Annotated in this window: 17 protein-coding genes; 6 read left to right on the top strand and 11 right to left on the bottom strand. The window is 64.8% G+C overall.

Annotation, left to right across the window (positions count from 1 at the left end; all coding sequences use genetic code 11):
• Positions 1 to 4: 4 nt before the first annotated feature.
• From rpoZ to EPN33_01885, 5 genes are all read right to left on the bottom strand, one after another.
• Positions 5 to 238 (bottom strand): DNA-directed RNA polymerase subunit omega, encoded by a 234-nt coding sequence (gene rpoZ, locus EPN33_01865; GenBank protein TAN24533.1) that lies wholly within the window; start codon positions 236 to 238, stop codon positions 5 to 7.
• Positions 239 to 892 carry a guanylate kinase gene (locus EPN33_01870; protein ID TAN24534.1) on the bottom strand — a complete coding sequence of 218 codons (654 nt, stop codon included), beginning with the start codon at positions 890 to 892 and terminating at the stop codon, positions 239 to 241.
• A gap of 58 nt (positions 893 to 950) precedes the next feature.
• Positions 951 to 1,850: a YicC family protein gene (locus EPN33_01875; GenBank protein TAN24535.1), complete on the bottom strand. Its 900-nt coding sequence runs from the start codon at positions 1,848 to 1,850 to the stop codon at positions 951 to 953.
• 4 nt (positions 1,851 to 1,854) lie between these two features.
• Positions 1,855 to 4,104, bottom strand: a complete 2,250-nt coding sequence (locus EPN33_01880) for an APC family permease (GenBank protein TAN24536.1) — start codon at positions 4,102 to 4,104, stop codon at positions 1,855 to 1,857.
• Between the two features lie 221 nt (positions 4,105 to 4,325).
• Positions 4,326 to 5,075 carry a hypothetical protein gene (locus EPN33_01885; protein ID TAN24537.1) on the bottom strand — a complete coding sequence of 250 codons (750 nt, stop codon included), beginning with the start codon at positions 5,073 to 5,075 and terminating at the stop codon, positions 4,326 to 4,328.
• A gap of 77 nt (positions 5,076 to 5,152) precedes the next feature.
• Between EPN33_01885 and EPN33_01890 the strand changes: the two genes are divergently transcribed.
• Genes EPN33_01890 through EPN33_01900 form a run of 3 tightly spaced genes read left to right on the top strand, consistent with a single transcriptional unit; the run spans position 5,153 to position 7,546 of the window.
• Positions 5,153 to 6,304, top strand: coding sequence for a citrate synthase (locus EPN33_01890; GenBank protein TAN24538.1), 1,152 nt, complete (start codon positions 5,153 to 5,155; stop codon positions 6,302 to 6,304).
• A 52-nt stretch (positions 6,305 to 6,356) separates the two neighbouring features.
• The gene (locus tag EPN33_01895; protein ID TAN24539.1) at positions 6,357 to 6,845 is read left to right on the top strand and encodes a Cys-tRNA(Pro) deacylase; all 489 of its coding nucleotides are present in this window, start codon (positions 6,357 to 6,359) and stop codon (positions 6,843 to 6,845) included.
• Positions 6,842 to 7,546: an SDR family oxidoreductase gene (locus EPN33_01900; GenBank protein ID TAN24540.1), complete on the top strand. Its 705-nt coding sequence runs from the start codon at positions 6,842 to 6,844 to the stop codon at positions 7,544 to 7,546. Before EPN33_01895 ends, EPN33_01900 begins: the two co-directional genes overlap by 4 nt.
• On the opposite strand, the gene EPN33_01905 is transcribed toward EPN33_01900, so the two are convergent.
• The 3 genes from EPN33_01905 to EPN33_01915 all read right to left on the bottom strand — a co-directional run bounded on the left by EPN33_01905 (position 7,522) and on the right by EPN33_01915 (position 9,409).
• Entirely contained in the window at positions 7,522 to 8,001 is a 480-nt protein-coding gene (locus EPN33_01905; GenBank protein ID TAN24541.1) for a 6-carboxytetrahydropterin synthase, read from the bottom strand. The genes EPN33_01900 and EPN33_01905 overlap by 25 nt on opposite strands.
• A 9-nt stretch (positions 8,002 to 8,010) precedes the next feature.
• The gene (locus EPN33_01910; GenBank protein TAN24542.1) at positions 8,011 to 8,292 is read right to left on the bottom strand and encodes a GlsB/YeaQ/YmgE family stress response membrane protein; all 282 of its coding nucleotides are present in this window, start codon (positions 8,290 to 8,292) and stop codon (positions 8,011 to 8,013) included.
• 109 nt (positions 8,293 to 8,401) lie between these two features.
• A complete protein-coding gene (locus tag EPN33_01915) occupies positions 8,402 to 9,409 on the bottom strand; it encodes a peptidylprolyl isomerase (protein ID TAN24543.1) in 1,008 nt (335 codons plus the stop codon).
• A 268-nt stretch (positions 9,410 to 9,677) separates the two neighbouring features.
• Between EPN33_01915 and EPN33_01920 the strand changes: the two genes are divergently transcribed.
• The 3 genes from EPN33_01920 (at position 9,678) to EPN33_01930 (ending at position 11,659) form a co-directional block, all read left to right on the top strand.
• The gene (locus EPN33_01920; GenBank protein ID TAN24544.1) at positions 9,678 to 10,115 is read left to right on the top strand and encodes a MarR family transcriptional regulator; all 438 of its coding nucleotides are present in this window, start codon (positions 9,678 to 9,680) and stop codon (positions 10,113 to 10,115) included.
• 75 nt (positions 10,116 to 10,190) lie between these two features.
• The gene (gene ribB, locus EPN33_01925; protein ID TAN24545.1) at positions 10,191 to 11,318 is read left to right on the top strand and encodes a 3,4-dihydroxy-2-butanone-4-phosphate synthase; all 1,128 of its coding nucleotides are present in this window, start codon (positions 10,191 to 10,193) and stop codon (positions 11,316 to 11,318) included.
• Entirely contained in the window at positions 11,315 to 11,659 is a 345-nt protein-coding gene (locus EPN33_01930) for a DUF971 domain-containing protein (GenBank protein ID TAN24546.1), read from the top strand. The genes ribB and EPN33_01930 overlap by 4 nt, the downstream gene beginning before the upstream one ends.
• On the opposite strand, the gene EPN33_01935 is transcribed toward EPN33_01930, so the two are convergent.
• Genes EPN33_01935 through dxs form a run of 3 tightly spaced genes read right to left on the bottom strand, consistent with a single transcriptional unit; the run spans position 11,616 to position 15,103 of the window.
• Positions 11,616 to 12,452, bottom strand: a complete 837-nt coding sequence (locus tag EPN33_01935; protein ID TAN24547.1) for an NAD(+)/NADH kinase — start codon at positions 12,450 to 12,452, stop codon at positions 11,616 to 11,618. The two genes, EPN33_01930 and EPN33_01935, sit on opposite strands and share 44 nt — an antisense overlap.
• Positions 12,453 to 12,455: 3 nt before the next feature.
• Positions 12,456 to 13,190, bottom strand: coding sequence for a TlyA family RNA methyltransferase (locus EPN33_01940; protein ID TAN24548.1), 735 nt, complete (start codon positions 13,188 to 13,190; stop codon positions 12,456 to 12,458).
• Entirely contained in the window at positions 13,190 to 15,103 is a 1,914-nt protein-coding gene (gene dxs, locus EPN33_01945) for a 1-deoxy-D-xylulose-5-phosphate synthase (GenBank protein TAN24549.1), read from the bottom strand. Before dxs ends, EPN33_01940 begins: the two co-directional genes overlap by 1 nt.
• Between the last annotated feature and the right edge of the window lie 3 nt (positions 15,104 to 15,106).

Genomic DNA, 15,106 nt, shown 5'->3' on the forward strand with positions numbered 1-15,106 from the left:
CGCCTCAGGCCTCCGCGCCGGGCTGGGTGCCGTCGGCCGCAGGCGCGGCATTCAGAAAGGTGAACTCCAGCAGGCCGGACATGGCCTCCTGCTGGGCAATGCGCGTGAACTTGCGCGAGTTCGGCGTCACCAGCGGCTTGGCGCCGCCCTGCAATTTACGCGCGCGGCGCGCCACCACATGCACAAACTGGTAGCGGCTGGGCACGTCTTCTACGCTGGCAAATGGTCCCCACGACATCTAGCAACTCCTCACTCCAAACGATTCCAGAACCGGCTGCATCCGGGCGGCCATACGGCTCTGCTGGCACTGGCTTGCGATAGCGCAATCACCGGCACACAAGCTTCGGCGGCAGCGCACGATGGCACACAACTGCTCGACCGACTCGGGGAGACGGTCGTTGATCACTACGTAGTCATAACTATTATAGGCCGCGATTTCATGCGCGGCATCATGAAGACGCTGGGCGACCACCTCGGGCGTGTCCAGGCCGCGGCTTTTCAGGCGCCATTCGAGTTGTCCGCGATCGGGCGGTGCAATAAAGATACTGACGGCTTCCGGCAGGCGCTGCTTCACCTGCGCGGCGCCCTGCACATCAATGTCGAGCACCAAATCATCGCCGGCGCGCCCGGCCTCGGCCAGGCTGGCGCGGGCGGTGCCGTAGTAGTTGCCGAAGACTTGGGCATGTTCCAGGAAGGCGTCTGCGGCCATCATGGCTTCGAACTGGCCACGCCCAACAAAGTGGTATTCGATCCCGTCGCGTTCGCTGCCGCGCGGGGTGCGGGTGGTGTAGGAAACGGAAAAACGCAGTCCGTCCACGCGCGCAAACAGCTCCTTCACCAAGGTGGACTTGCCGGAGCCGGAAGGCGCAGAAATGATGAAAAGCGAGTTCACAGTTTCCAGTTCACAGTTTACAGTTCGCCCCGGGATCTCTGATGCGGACAGGCAGGCTCTACTCCAGGTTTTGCACCTGCTCGCGGAATTTTTCGAGATCGGCTTTGAGGCCGATGCCAATCTCAGAAACCTGCAAGCCGGCAGGGCTGGCGGAGGTGGTTTTGGAAAGCAGCGTGTTGACTTCGCGGTTGAGTTCCTGGGAAAGGAAGTCGAGCTTTTTACCGGCTTCGCCGCCGGAGGCGAGCAGCGCGCGCGCCTGGGCGATGTGGGCGCCGAGGCGCGTCAGTTCTTCACTGATGTCGCTGCGGTCGGCCTGCAGCGCCGCCTCCTGCAGCAGCCGGTCCGGGCTGGGGAGGGCCGCGCCCAGGATGTCGCGCATCCGCAGCTCGAGGCGCTCGCGCAGACCGGCCTCGAGTTCGAGGCGCAGATCGGCGAGGGCGGCGCGGGCGGCGTCCATCGCGTCCAGGCGCGCGGTAAGGTCGGCGGCGAGCGCGGCGCCTTCGGCGGCGCGCATGCGGCGTAAATCGGCCAGCGCCGCCTCCAGGGTTGCGCGCGCCAGCGCGGGCCAAATTTCAGGGGCGACCGGCGTGGCGCTGCCCGCCGCCAGCACGCCCGGCGCGCGCAGGACTTCGGCGATTGCAGGCGGTTCGCTGCGGCCGAGGCGCTGTTGCAGTTCGTTCCAGGCGGCCAGGTACGCCTCCACCGCGGCCGTGTCGAGGCGCGGGCCGGCGCCGGCGGCGGGCGCGTCACAGCGCCCGCGGATATCCACATGGCCGCGTACCAGCGCGGCGCGCACCTGCTTTTCCAAATCCGCCAAGGCTGGTTCCAGCTCGGGCGGGAGCTGCCAGCGCAAATCCAGAAAGCGATGGTTCACCGTGCGCAGCGCCATGGTTACGGCGCAGCCCTGCTGCGTACGCTGCGCCTGGGCAAATCCGGTCATGGAGTAGAGCTCGGCCATGCAATTATTCCTGCGGCGGTCCGGGCGGGTAGCGGGGGATGTGCGCCAGCTCGCGCAAGGATTCCATCAGCTCCTCGCGGCGCTGGCTGTGCAGCTCGCCTTGCAGCTCCTTCAGCGCCAGCGCCACCACGTCGTAATGGTGCAGGCCGCGATATTCGGGATTGGCCGTAATCTCCAGCCAGAGATTGTGCAGCAGATCGAGATCTTCGGGCCGCAGACGAGGGGTGTGCGGCCCCAGGCTCTTGATGGTGAGCTGGTTGTCGCGCGAGAGCACGCGCAGCTCCAGGCGCGGGCGCGGCTCGGGCAGATCCTCCCAGGCATCGCCAGTCAGCTTGGCCTGATCCTCGACCGAGCGCAGCGCCGAGGCGCCTTCAAGGATGACGCTCGACTCCAGCCTCTGCGCCGTGGCGACGATGGTGTGATAGGCGTTGGAGCCGGGCACAACCAGCAGCGAGACCGGTTTGCCGGCCTTTTCGGCAATGGCCACAACCTGGGTGAATAGCTCCTGCTCGTACTGATCGAAGGCCCGCTTTTCATCGACCACCGCCGGTCCAGCAAAGGAACGGAACAGCCGCACGGTCATCACCACGATGTCCTGCTTGACGGTATCGGTTTGCGCCAGCGCATACTCCAGGTGATGCAGACTGCGGGGATCGCGCACCGTCACCAGCAGGTTGCCGGGGCGCACGTTTAACGGCTCGGTGCCGAGATCGGCGCTGACCGCGATACGGAATTTTTCCAGATGCGCATCCCGCGCGCGCTGCCGCTTGGTGATCTGCTCGCTGACGACGAAGATAACAAAAAAGCCGGCCGTGAAAGCCGAACCGGCGATGGTGGCGATTTCCTTGGTGAACAGGTTGATGACCGCGGTCGAGGTCAGCACAATCGCGATGAAAATTACCCCCAGCGGAATTTCGGTTTTTCCGAACTTGAAGTTGGCGGGAATGCGCCACTCGCGCCCTGCGGGCTGGGTAAATCGCAATACCAGGACCGAGACCGCCAGGAAGGTAAAACTCCAGACCAGACCAAACGCATAGCCCTCGCCCAACTCGTAGACATTGCCCCAGGTGATGACAATGACGATCAACTGCATCATCACGATGGCGTTGATAATGCGATAGACGGTGCCATAGTGACGGTGCGGGCGCCGGAACCAGTCGGTCAGCACGCCGTCCTCACTGACGCGGCTGAGCACGCCGGTCGAACCGATGATGGCGGTGTTGACCGCACCCGACAGAATCAGCGCGCCCACGAAGACGACGAACGCCTGGAAGATCAGCCGGAGTGTGTAGGGCCCGGTGAGGTACATGGCCATGCCGCCGATGAGATTGTCGTAATACTTCGGCAGCAGATTGCCGGGGATGATCATGGCGCTGAAAAAGACCGCCAGCGGGGTGAAGATCACCGTGTAGATGAAGATCACCATGCCGGCCTTTTCCAGGTTTTTCGCCTTCGGGCTCTTGATGTCGCGATAGACCTGGGCCAGCGTTTCCTCGCCGCTCATGGCCAGGATCGAATGGCCGAACCCGATCAGCAGCACGATACCGGCGACGCCGGTGAGGCTACTCCCCTTTAGCCATCCCAGCGCATCCGGACCGAACACGGTGTTGTGCACTGTGGGCAGCGGGGGCAGCGGGGCATGGATGTGAATGACCGTGTACAGACCCCACACGATCATGATGACCACCATGATGGTGGTGATCTGCATGACGCGCATGGCCTTCTGGCTGGTCTCGTGGATGCCCTGAATGTTTTTCCACCAGAAATAGACCGTCACCAGAATGGCGAACACCGCGGAAAAACTATTGACCGCGACGTGAACGCTGTAACCCAGGCGGGTGAATAAATCCTGCAAAAAGCCGGCCAGGTACTGACCGGCGGAAACCGCGCTGATGGGTCCGGTGAGCAGGAAGTCAAACATCAGCGCCGAAACGGCGACTTTGGCAAGGCGGCTACCCAGCGCCTCTTTGACCACGCGGTAGACGCCACCGCGCACGAACATGGTGCTGGACTCGATGTAGAGGGCCCGCACCGCGTAGCTGAACACCATGACCGCCAGCACCAGCCAGGGCGCACTGGTGCCGATGGCCTGCTCGGCGATGCCGCCCACATAGAAAGCTGAGGACGCCAAGTCCGCGAGGACAATGGCCGCCGCCTGCCAATAAGTGATGAAGGTCAACATCACCGTAGTGGCGACGAAGACCTTAGTGGCGGGGCGGCGCAAGAGCCCCTCTGCGGGCGGTTTTGAGGACATGCCGCGAACGCTAGCTACAGTTTTTCGGCGTATTCACAGGCGGAGCAGGAAATGTACATGCCCCCTGCGACATGCAAGGCGCGATTGCGGATGCGTTTGACCACCCGCAGCGGCTTGCCACATTTGGGGCAGGCCTGCTCGGCGGCTTCGCCTTTGGAGCGGTCTGCAGTTTTGGCTACCTTACCCATTCGGATCCTCCCGTTTCGGACTGAGCAACGATTTTAGCGCAACAGGCGCACTGGGGTCCCGCGACGGGCATCGAGGCGGGTGGCGGCAGAATCGCCCGCGGCGGCGATTTCCATCCAACCCTCGGCACCGACCATCAGCAGGAGTTCGCCAATCGGCGCCGCACCGTAATGGCCGCGCCAGCGGCGAATGTGCTGATTCCCAATTTGTGCCACCTGCCAGCCGCCCACGGCCTGGGCGCGGACGTTCAGCACCAGATTTCCGAACGAATCTACGAATAACACCTGGGCGAGGACGCCATCGACGGCGACGGTGGGTTTGGGCAATTCCAGGCGGCGCCAGTCAGTGACCAGTTCGCCCGGCGGCGCTCCGGCGCGGCGAACGAGCTGGGCGGCAATGTCGGCCATGGCATCTCGTGCGACAAAGGTGGTGCGCTCGCGCAAGGGCACGGCCCAGACGCGCGCCTCGGGCTCGTGTTCGAGCACCAGCCCCAGGCCGCCGTGATCCAGCGCGATGAAAAATTGCCCCGCGGCTGACGCCACCAGAACCCGATCGGGACCGGTTCCGCGATCAAGAGCGAGCAAATGGATGGTTCCGGCAGGATAATAAGAATAGACCCGCAGCAGGAACAGGGCAGCGGCGAAAACATCGCCACCCGCCAGTTCGTGGCTGAGATCGAGTAAACGCGCCTCGGGGCAGCGGCGCAGCAGCGCGCCACGCAGTATGGCGGCAAACGCACTGGCACCGCCAAAGTCGGAGCTGAGCGTGATCAGCGGGTCAGGCATAGAGTTTACGCAAGCGTGGAAGTAGGTTATACCTCTTAATAGAACACTTTAACGGCGAACAACGGAGAACCACGGCAATGTCAACGGCAAACGTAACGACCCATCCAGCCACCCGCGGCCTGCAGGACGTGGTGGCGTCCCCCTCGGCCATCTGCTTCATCAATGGCGATGAAGGCATCCTCGCCTATCGCGGGTACAACATTCACGACCTGGCCGAGCGTTCGACCTTTGAAGAGACAGCATACCTGCTCTGGTTTGGCCACTTGCCGACGGCAGGGGAGCTGTCCAGCCTGAAGCGCGACCTGAACGCCGCCTTGACGCTGCCCCAACCCATCCAGCAATTGTTGTCCAATTTTCAGACCAGCGCGCCCAAGGCGACACCTATGGACGTGCTCCGCACTACAGTTTCGGCGCTGGCGCTGTATGATCCGGACGCCGCCGATATGAGCCGCGAAGCCAATGTGCGCAAATCGATCCGGCTGATCGCACAAACCGCGGCCATCGTCGCCGGCCTGGACCGGCTGCGCAAGGGCAAGCCCATGGTTGCGCCGGCAGCGGAGGGCCCGCTGGCGACCAATTTTCTCTACATGCTGAACGGCACAAAGCCCACCGCAACGGCCGAGCGGGCGATGGATATCGCCCTGATTCTGCATGCCGATCATGAGTTTAACGCCTCGACATTTGCTGCCCGCGTGACCGCGGCGACCCTGAGCGACATTCACTCGGCGGTGACCAGCGCGATTGGCGCCCTGAAGGGGCCTCTGCACGGCGGCGCCAACCAGGCGGTGATCAAGATTCTGCTGGAAATCGGCAAGGGAGATCCCATCGCCAAAATTCAGGAGTTGATCGCCAACAAAGTCAAGATTCCCGGCTTCGGGCATCGCGTGTATCACACCATGGACCCGCGCGCGGTGCATTTGCGCGAGCTCTCGAAGGAGCTGTGCCAGGCCTCCGGCAATGGTTTCCTCTACGAGCACTCGAAGCAGATTGAGGAGTACATGAAGCGGGAAAAGAATCTGAACCCGAACGTGGATTTCTACTCGGCTTCGGCCTACTACGCCATGGGCATCAGCCCCGATCTGTACACGCCGATTTTCGCCATTTCGCGCATGGCGGGTTGGACGGCGCACGTACTGGAGCAGTACAGCGACAACCGGCTCATCCGGCCGCGCGCGGAATACATCGGGCCCAAGGTGCCGCAGACGTACGTGCCGATCGAAAAGAGGTAGCCATCAGCTATCAGCCACCAGCCATCAGCGGTGCCCGGCACCGGCTGAAACCATGGGCATGAAAGCGCCAGTCACGGCGGCGGTGCGCTGGCTGCGTGAGCATAATGCGGCGTACGACGAACGGCTGTACCGCTACGAGGAGCATGGCGGTACAGCCGTTTCCGCGCGTGAGATGGGCGTCGAGGAGCACACGGTGATCAAGACGCTGGTGATGGAAGACGACCAGAGGGCGCCGCTGATCATGCTCATGCACGGCGACCGTGAGGTCTCGACGCGAGCGCTGGCGCGGCAGCTCGAGCGGCGCAGCATTGTCCCCTGCCGGCCGGAAGTGGCGCAGAAACATAGCGGCTATCTGGTGGGCGGGACCTCGCCGTTCGGCACGCACAAGCCGCTGCCGGTCTATGCGGAAGCCACCATTGCGGCGCTGCCGCGCCTGTTCATCAACGGCGGCAAGCGCGGGTTTCTGGTGGAAATGACAGGCGCAGAGCTGTGGCGGCTGCTGGCGCCGACGCCGGTTTCGGTTGCGGTGAGCGCGCCATGAGCCAGGCGGCAGTAATCACGGGCGCCTCCAGCGGCATTGGCGCGGCCTGTGCGCGTCGGCTGTTGCAAGAGGGCTGGCGCGTGGCGGCGATGGCACGGCGCGAGCAGCCGCTCGCAGCGCTGGGGGAGGCGTTTCCCGGCCAGGTGCTACCCGTGCCGGCCGATCTCGCCGATGCCGCCGCGATCGACCGTACCGTGGCGGCTATTGCCGCCTGGCAGCCTTCGATTCAGGCGGTGGTCTGTGCCGCCGGGGATTTTCTGGTGCGGCCCATGGAGGCAACCAGCAGCGCGGAGTTCGAGCGCCTCTGGCGGCTGACAGTGTGGTCGAAGTTTTATCTGGTGCGGGCGCTGCTGCCGCTGCTCGCGGCACCGGCGCAACCGGCGCGGGCCGTCATTCACCTTGCCTCGCTCGCCGCTCATCACGATTTTGCCGATGAAACCGCCTACACCTCCGCCATGCATGGTGTCATCGGCCTGGCGCGGGCGCAGGATGTCGAATTGAAGGGCCGCGGTATCCGCGTGGCCGTGGTTTCGCCAGGACTGGTGCGCACGCCGCTCACTGAGCGGTCCTTCCCTGCGGAAGTGCTGACCGGGGCGCTGGCGCCGGAAGCCATCGCGGGTTCGGTCGAGACGCTGATTGCGACCATCGCCGCCGGCGGCTACATCCCCGAAATTTTTCATGTTCCCCAGAATTCGACGTAGAGCGAGCGCGTTTCCCAGAGCGTGAGACCCAGGCGCAGATGCGCCGGAACGGCGGGCCGCAACTGCTCCCAAATCCAGGATGCCAGCGCCTCCAACGAAGGGTGCTCCAGAATGGCATCCAGATTGCGGTGGTCGAGCGGCGCGATCACCGCATATTCAACCAGCGTCTTCAGACCGCGGAGATCGTAGAGCATGCCTTCGCCGTCCAGCTCGCCCTCCAGCATGACGGTGAACTCGTAGTCGTGACCGTGGGGCAGGCGATCGTAGCCATGGTCGTTGGGAAACGAATGTACCGCGTTGAAGCGGAAACCGGTCTTGGCAACACGAAAGGTCGGCACCCAGCTAGTGTACCTGTGGCCCGGCAGCGGAGCCGGGGCACCCAGGGCCCCCGGCGGAGCGGCCTCGCGGCCTTGGAGAGCGGGCCCCGCGGCGTAGCCGCGCTGGGCGCCCGCGATTAAGCAAAGTCAGTGTGACGGCGAAGGCGCCTGCGCTGCGAATCCCGCGATGCGGCCGCGCACGCGCAACAGCACCGTAAGCACGAAGCCGCCGAGCAAGGCCATCCAGGTGGACGAAACGATGCCGGCGCCAGGCGCGGTGCCCAGCGAGCGCATGATCAGGCCGCCCAGCAAGCCGCCAATAATGCCGCTGACGATCTCCATGCCCGGACGCTGGCCGCCGGCGCGCATGACGCGGGCGGTGACCCAGCCGGCAATGGCTCCTGCGAGGATCCAGGCAATGACCACCATGCCTCTAAGTTATCAGTTTTCAGTTGTCAGCTTTCAGTTTTTGGCGCCGCGATCCTCGAAGTTCGCTCGTACGACTGAGAACTGACGACTGATTACCGACGACCTCAGTTCAGTTCGCGCCCGCAAGCAGCCGTTCCGCGAAATAATTCACCACCTTGGCGCGGTCGCGGACGGTTGTCAAAAATGCGGTCTGCAGTACCTGCTGCCGGGCGTTGGTAAGCAAATCGCGGATGCTCTGCTGCACCTGCTTATCCGATAGCGGCCGCAGACCCGCGGGTTCGATGCCGGCCAGCTTCAGCAGGTAATCACCGGAGGGGGTGGCAATGACGGGCGAGACTTCGCCGGGATGCAGGCGCAGAATGGCGGCGCGCAGCAGCGGTGGGGTTTGCGACTGCAGCACCGACTGTGGGATCAGGCCCATGTCGCCGCCGCTGGAGGCAGTGGCCGGATCTTCGGAATATTGCTCCGCGAGAGTAGCAAAGTCGGCGTGTGCGGCAAGCCGCTGCTGGAGCATCCGGATTTTCTTTTTGGCGGCTGCGGGCGTGGTGGCCTTGTCTTCCGCAAGATTGGTCACCGGACCCGCATGGGGCGTGACGACAATTTCGAGGACATGATACTGGCGCTCGGGCAGATGAAAGCTGGCCTGGTTTTGCTGATAGTAGGCGGCGATGTCGGCAGCGCTGATCTGGATTTTGTCGCCCACCTCACGCTGCAGGAGCTGATTCAAAATGAGCGAATCGGCAATTTGCTGCCGCTCGGCGGTCTGCGCGGCGGGACTTTGATGGACCGAAGCCACGCTCAGGGAGCGCTCGACTTGGGCAGGATCGGCCTGGATGCCGAGACGCTGAGCGTATTGCAGCAGAATATGGCGGTCAATGAGTTGATTGAGCAGTGAGAGGCGCAATTGCAGGCTTTGCTGGGGGGGCAAAGGCGCCGAGGCGCCGGCCGTCTGCTGCGCATAGAGGCGGTTGAGCGCGGCGGCGGTGACCGGCTGGCCATTGACGGTGGCCACCACATCGGGGCCGGCCGGCGCCGGCCGGAACCAGGAGCACCCGGTCAGGGCGAGAGCAGCCAGCAGGGCGGCGGCAGCGGGCAAGCGGGGCGCGGCTGAGGGCACGCTTCAGTGTAGACTGCCCGGAGCCGATTTCCAATGCCGTCACTACCCAGTCGGGCGCGGCCCAGCCGAACGCAGGACCGGGCTGGGGCCTCGGGAATCCGGCCCCGTGCAAGCATAAGCGGGCAGCGCGGCGCTGCCGCGCCGGGGTCAGCGCCCATCGAAGATACCTAAGCACACGGGATATAAATTTGCGCCACAATTTGAGGTATCACAGGGATGCGTTTGCGGGTATGATGAGGAGACGCGCCCAATACGGGGTGTACCCAACATGCGAATCAGCAAAGCCGATATCGAGTCCTTGGCGCAGTTCCGTTATGCACTGCGTCAGTTCCTGCGTTTCAGCGAGCGCGCCGCCCGCCAGGCGGGCGTTTCCCCCCAGCAGCACCAGTTGCTGATGACCATCAAGGGCATGCACGGCCGCCCCTGGGCCAACGTGGCGGAAATCGCCGAGCGGCTGCAGGTAAGCCATCACGCCGCCGTGGCGCTGGTCACGCGCGCGCAGAACCTGAAGCTGGTGAAGCGCACGCAGGGCAAGGAAGACCGGCGCACAGTGCAGGTGTCGCTCACGCAAAAGGGCGAAGACCTGATCGCCCAGCTGGCCGAACTCCATCACCACGAGCTGGGCCGGCTGTCGCAGATCCTGCTGCGGCAGTTGCAGTCCATCGGCGGCCAGGCGCGCAAACGCGCCATGACCGGCAGCCACTAGCGCGGCTAGAGTTCTTCGGCGCTGCCGCCCAGGGAGGGTCACGGCCGGGCGATGGCGATCATTTACACTAATGGCATGACGCCATCGCTGGTTGCAGCCGTGTTTGCTACCGTTCCGGAAGCGATCGAGGAGATTCGCGCCGGGCGGATGGTGGTGGTGGTCGACGATGCCGACCGCGAAAATGAAGGCGATCTGACGCTGGCGGCGGAGTGCGTCACGCCCGAGCTGGTGAATTTCATGGCCCGCCACGGCCGGGGACTGATCTGCGTGGCGCTGACGCCGGAGCGGCTGCATGCGCTCGACATTCCGCTGATGACGGAGAACAACACCAGCAACTTTGGCACGGCGTTTTGCGAGTCGGTTGATGCCCGCGCCGGCGTCAGCACCGGTATCTCGGCTGCCGACCGCGCGCGTTCAATTCAGGCGCTGGTAGCGACGGAGACGCGGCCCGGGGACCTGGCGCGGCCGGGGCACATTTTTCCGCTGCGCGCGCGGCCCGGAGGTGTGCTGAGCCGCGCCGGACAGACCGAAGCCGCGGTGGATCTGGCACGCCTGGCGGGACTGCGGCCGGCCGGGGTGATCTGCGAAATCATGAACGAAGACGGCACCATGGCGCGGGTCGCTGAACTCGATGCGTTCTGCCGCCAGCACGGCCTGAAGATGATTTCCGTCGCTGACCTGATCCGCTACCGGCTGCAGCACGAACATCAGGTGGCGCGGGTGGGGGAGACAAGGCAGCAGACGGCGATTGGGCCGTGCCGGCTGGTGGCCTATCGCAGCCAGCTCGACCAGGAGCTGCACACGGCGCTGGTGTTCGGTGAGCCGAAGGCGGGCGCGCCGGTGCTGGTGCGCGTGCAAAGCCATTGCCTGCTGGCCACGCTGGGCTCGCGCGAATGTCAATGCGCGGCCAATCTGGAAGCGGCGTTGCGGGCGATTCAGGCGGCGGGCACGGGCGTGCTGGTCTATTTGCACCAGAGTGGCGCCGGCTATGCCCTTGCCGACGGCGCAATTCAGCACAGCGGCTCGGCGGCGGAGACTGACCAGTCGCACTCGCTGGTGCAGCGCCAGATTGGACTGGGCGCGCAGATTCTAGCCGATCTTGGCCTGACGCGCATCCGGCTGCTCACCGATCACCCGCGGCGGCTGGCGTCGCTCGAAGCCTACGGCCTGACCGTGGTCGAGCACGTGGCCTTGACACAATGACCGGGCCGCAGCCAAAGTCGGTCGATGTCTCGCTGAGTGAAGGCGTCACCATCGTCTGGAGTGATGGCGTGACCAGCCATTACACGATCCCGTCGCTGCGCGCTGCCTGTCCCTGCGCCACCTGCACCGATGCGCACCATACCGGTGACTACTCGACGCGGGTGGAGGCTCCCAAGCTGCCGGGCGCGGATGTACTGCCGATCTTCAAGCCCACCGGCGCCACGCTGCGCAGCGTCAAGCCGGTCGGCCGCTACGCCCTGCAGTTCGACTTCAGCGACGGCCACAAGACGGGTATCTTCACCTGGGAGTATCTGCGCGAGCTGGCCGAGCATACGGGCTGAAGCGAAGCCGCGGCTCGACGGAAACACAGAAAAAGGGATGCACGCTCTGAGTGCAGACCACCCGGTCCCCGGCAGCGAGCGGAGCGCCGTGCTGGCCGTCCACGGTTAGAAAAGCCGGCTCACCCGCTGCCAGAGTCACGGTGATGGCCGCGCTGGCAGGCACGAGCAACGGGCGTTCGCTGAGCGCATTCGGGCAGATGGGTGTAATCAGCAGCGCATCCACATCCGGGTGCACGATGGAGCCGCCGGCGCTGAGGTTATAGCCCGTCGAACCGGTGGGCGTAGCCACCAGCACGCCGTCAGCGCGATAGCGGCTGAGGGCCGATCCATTGACCTCCAGATCGAGCCACAGTAAGCGCGCCAGACCGGACTTGCTCACCACCGCCTCGTTCAAAGCTTCAAATTCTCCGGCGGTCGTGCCCTGGCGTTCCAGACGCACATGCAGGCGGGCGCGCCGCTGGATTCGGCCTTGGCCGGCAAGAATGCGTTCCAGACTGGGGTAGAGATCTTCGACCCGGGTTTCATTGAGAAAGCCAAAGGATCCCAGATGCACCGCCAGTACCGGCGTCGGCGCGGCGGCCAACTGCCGGGCAACGTGCAAAACGGTGCCGTCCCCGCCCAGAGCGATGGCCAGCGCGGGCGGCGGGCTGGCGGGCGCATCAAGCCGGGGGCGGTAGCCGCGCGCCCGCAGCCACTGCTGCAATTCGTCGACCAGCGCGGGCACACGCGGATGGCCGGGCTTGGCGTAAATGGCAATCAGTGCTCCGGGAGTGATCAGTTCAGGCACGCTCATTTATTATTGCAGCCTCGCATGCAGCAGATACTCCTGATTGCCGCTGGCGCCCAGCACGGGACTGGCCAGCGTGCCCTGCGGGACGAGACCGGCCGCGGCAGCCGCGTCCTGGATGCGGGCTATCACCTGCTGCCGCACGGCGTCGTCGCGCACCAGGCCGCCCTTACCCACCTGACCGCGGCCAGCCTCAAATTGCGGCTTGATCAGAATGACGGCATCGGCGCCCGGCGCCAGGAGTGGGACGAGCACCGGCAGCAGTAACGTGACGGAGATAAAACTTACATCCACGGTCAGCAGTTCCGCCCGCTCCGGAAGATCTTCCGGGCACAGGTAGCGGGCGTTCGTGTTTTCCCGGAGGGTGACGCGCGGATCGGTGCGCAGGCGCCAGATCATCTGGTTGGTGCCGCTGTCAAAGGCATACACGTGGCGCGCACCGGCCTGGAGGAGGCAATCGGTAAAGCCGCCGGTGGAGCTGCCAATGTCAAGGGCGATGCGGTCGGTGACGGGAAGGGCAAAGTGATCGAGCGCGGCGGCCAACTTTTCACCGGCGCGGCTGGCGAAACGCGGGGGCTGCCCCAGCAGGCGCAGCTCCGCGTCGGGCGCAACCCACTGACCGCTCTTGTCGGCTCGCTGGCCATTGACCAGCACCTCACCGGCCAGAATCAGCGCCTGTGCCTGCTGCCGGCTGGGCGCCAAGCCACGCGCCAGCAGCAGCACGTCAAGGCGGGTTTTCGGCATTAGAGCAAGCGGGCAGCCTGATAGCGCGGGGCAGATGCGCGTCCGGAGGCAAACGTACGGATGCGCTGCACCAGGCCATCCGCATCGAGACCGTACTTGGCGTGCAGCAGCGCCGGTGAGCCGTGGGGAATGATAGCGTCCGGCACGCCAATGCGCAGCAAAGAAACCGGAATGCGGCGGTCGGCGGCTAGCGCCGCGACCAGCGCACCGAAGCCGCCCTCGAGCGTGCCCTCTTCCGCGGTCACCAGGAAGGGCTTTTCCGCCGCCAGGCAGGCGATGAGGTCCTCGTCCAGCGGCTTGACGAAACGGGCGTTGATCACGGTCAGCGACAGACCCTCTGCCGCCAGGCGCGTGGCCGCCTCCAGACAGGGGTAGACCATGCTGCCGAGGGCCAGAATGGCGCCATCGCCGCCTTCGCGCAGGATTTCGGCCTTGCCGATTTCCAGCGCATGCGGCTCCTCGCGCGGCGCCCCGATACCATTGCCGCGCGGATAGCGGAAGGCAATGGGCGCGCCATGTTCGAGCGAGGTGAGGAGCATATGCCGCAGCTCATTTTCATCCTTGGGCGCCATGACCGTCATATTCGGCGCGGCGGCGAGATAGGCCAGATCGTAGAGACCGTGGTGGGTCGGTCCGTCGGCGCCGACGATGCCGCCCCGGTCAAGCGCAAACGTCACCGGCAAATTCATCAGGCAGACATCGTGAATGACCTGATCGTAGGCCCGCTGCAGAAACGTCGAGTAGATGGCGGCGACCGGCCGCAAGCCCTCGCAGGCGAGGCCCGCTGCAAACGTCACCGCATGCTGCTCGGCAATGCCTACGTCGAAAAAGCGGCGGGGAAAGCGGCGGGCGAACTCGCCCAGACCGGTGCCTTCGGTCATGGCGGCGGTAATGGCGACCACGCGGGCATCGTGTTCGGCGGCTTCGCACATCACCTGGCCGAAGATGCTGGTAAAGCTGGGCGCGCTGGCGGGCGCCTTGATAAACGCCCCGGTGGCAATATCGAAAGCCGTCACGCCATGATATTTCACCGGCAACTGCTCCGCCTGCGGATAGCCTTTGCCCTTGCGCGTCACGACGTGGAGCAGCACCGGGCGGTCTTCGTCCTTGTTGGCTGCCAGTGCCTCCAGCAACGCCTCGATACTGTGGCCGTTCACCGGCCCGACGTACTTGAAGCCCAGTTCTTCAAAGACCAGGCCCGGCAGGATGAGGCCCTTGACGGCATCCACCCATTGCCGCGTCAGGCGGAACAGGCGCGGGCCGATGCGCGGCACCGCGGTGATAAGCTGCTCGACTTCGTCGCGCACGCGCTGGTAGGCCTGCCCGTGGACGATGCGGTTCAGGTAGCCGGAAAGCGCGCCCACGTTGGGCGAAATCGACATTTCGTTGTCATTGAGAATCACCAGCAGCCGGGGCTTGAGATGGCCTGCCTGATTCAGGCCCTCGAGACCCACGCCACCGGTCAGACCGGCATCGCCAATCACGGCAACGACGTAGTTGTGCTTGCCCGCCAGGTCGCGCGCGGTACACATGCCCAAGGCCGCGGAGATCGAGGTGCAGGCATGCGCCACATTGAAAGCGTCATACGGGCTTTCGGCGCGCACCGGAAAACCGCTGATGCCGCCGTATTGGCGCAGGGTGGGGAAACGGTCGCGCCGGCCGGTGAGGATCTTGTGGCCGTAGGCCTGGTGACCGACATCCCAGACGATTTTGTCCTCGGGGGCGTGGAAGGTGTAGTGCAGCGCCAGCGTGAGTTCCACCGCCCCAAGGCTGGAGGCCAAGTGGCCGCCCACCTTGCTGACCGTAGTAATCATGTAGTCGCGCAGCTCGACCGCCACCAGCGGCAAGTCGCCGCGCGCTACTTTCTTCAAATCCGCCGGTGAATCAATGCGATTGAGGAATTGGTACTCCATGCC

This window comes from Acidobacteriota bacterium (assembly GCA_004299485.1).
GTDB lineage: Bacteria > Acidobacteriota > Terriglobia > Terriglobales > SCQP01 > SCQP01.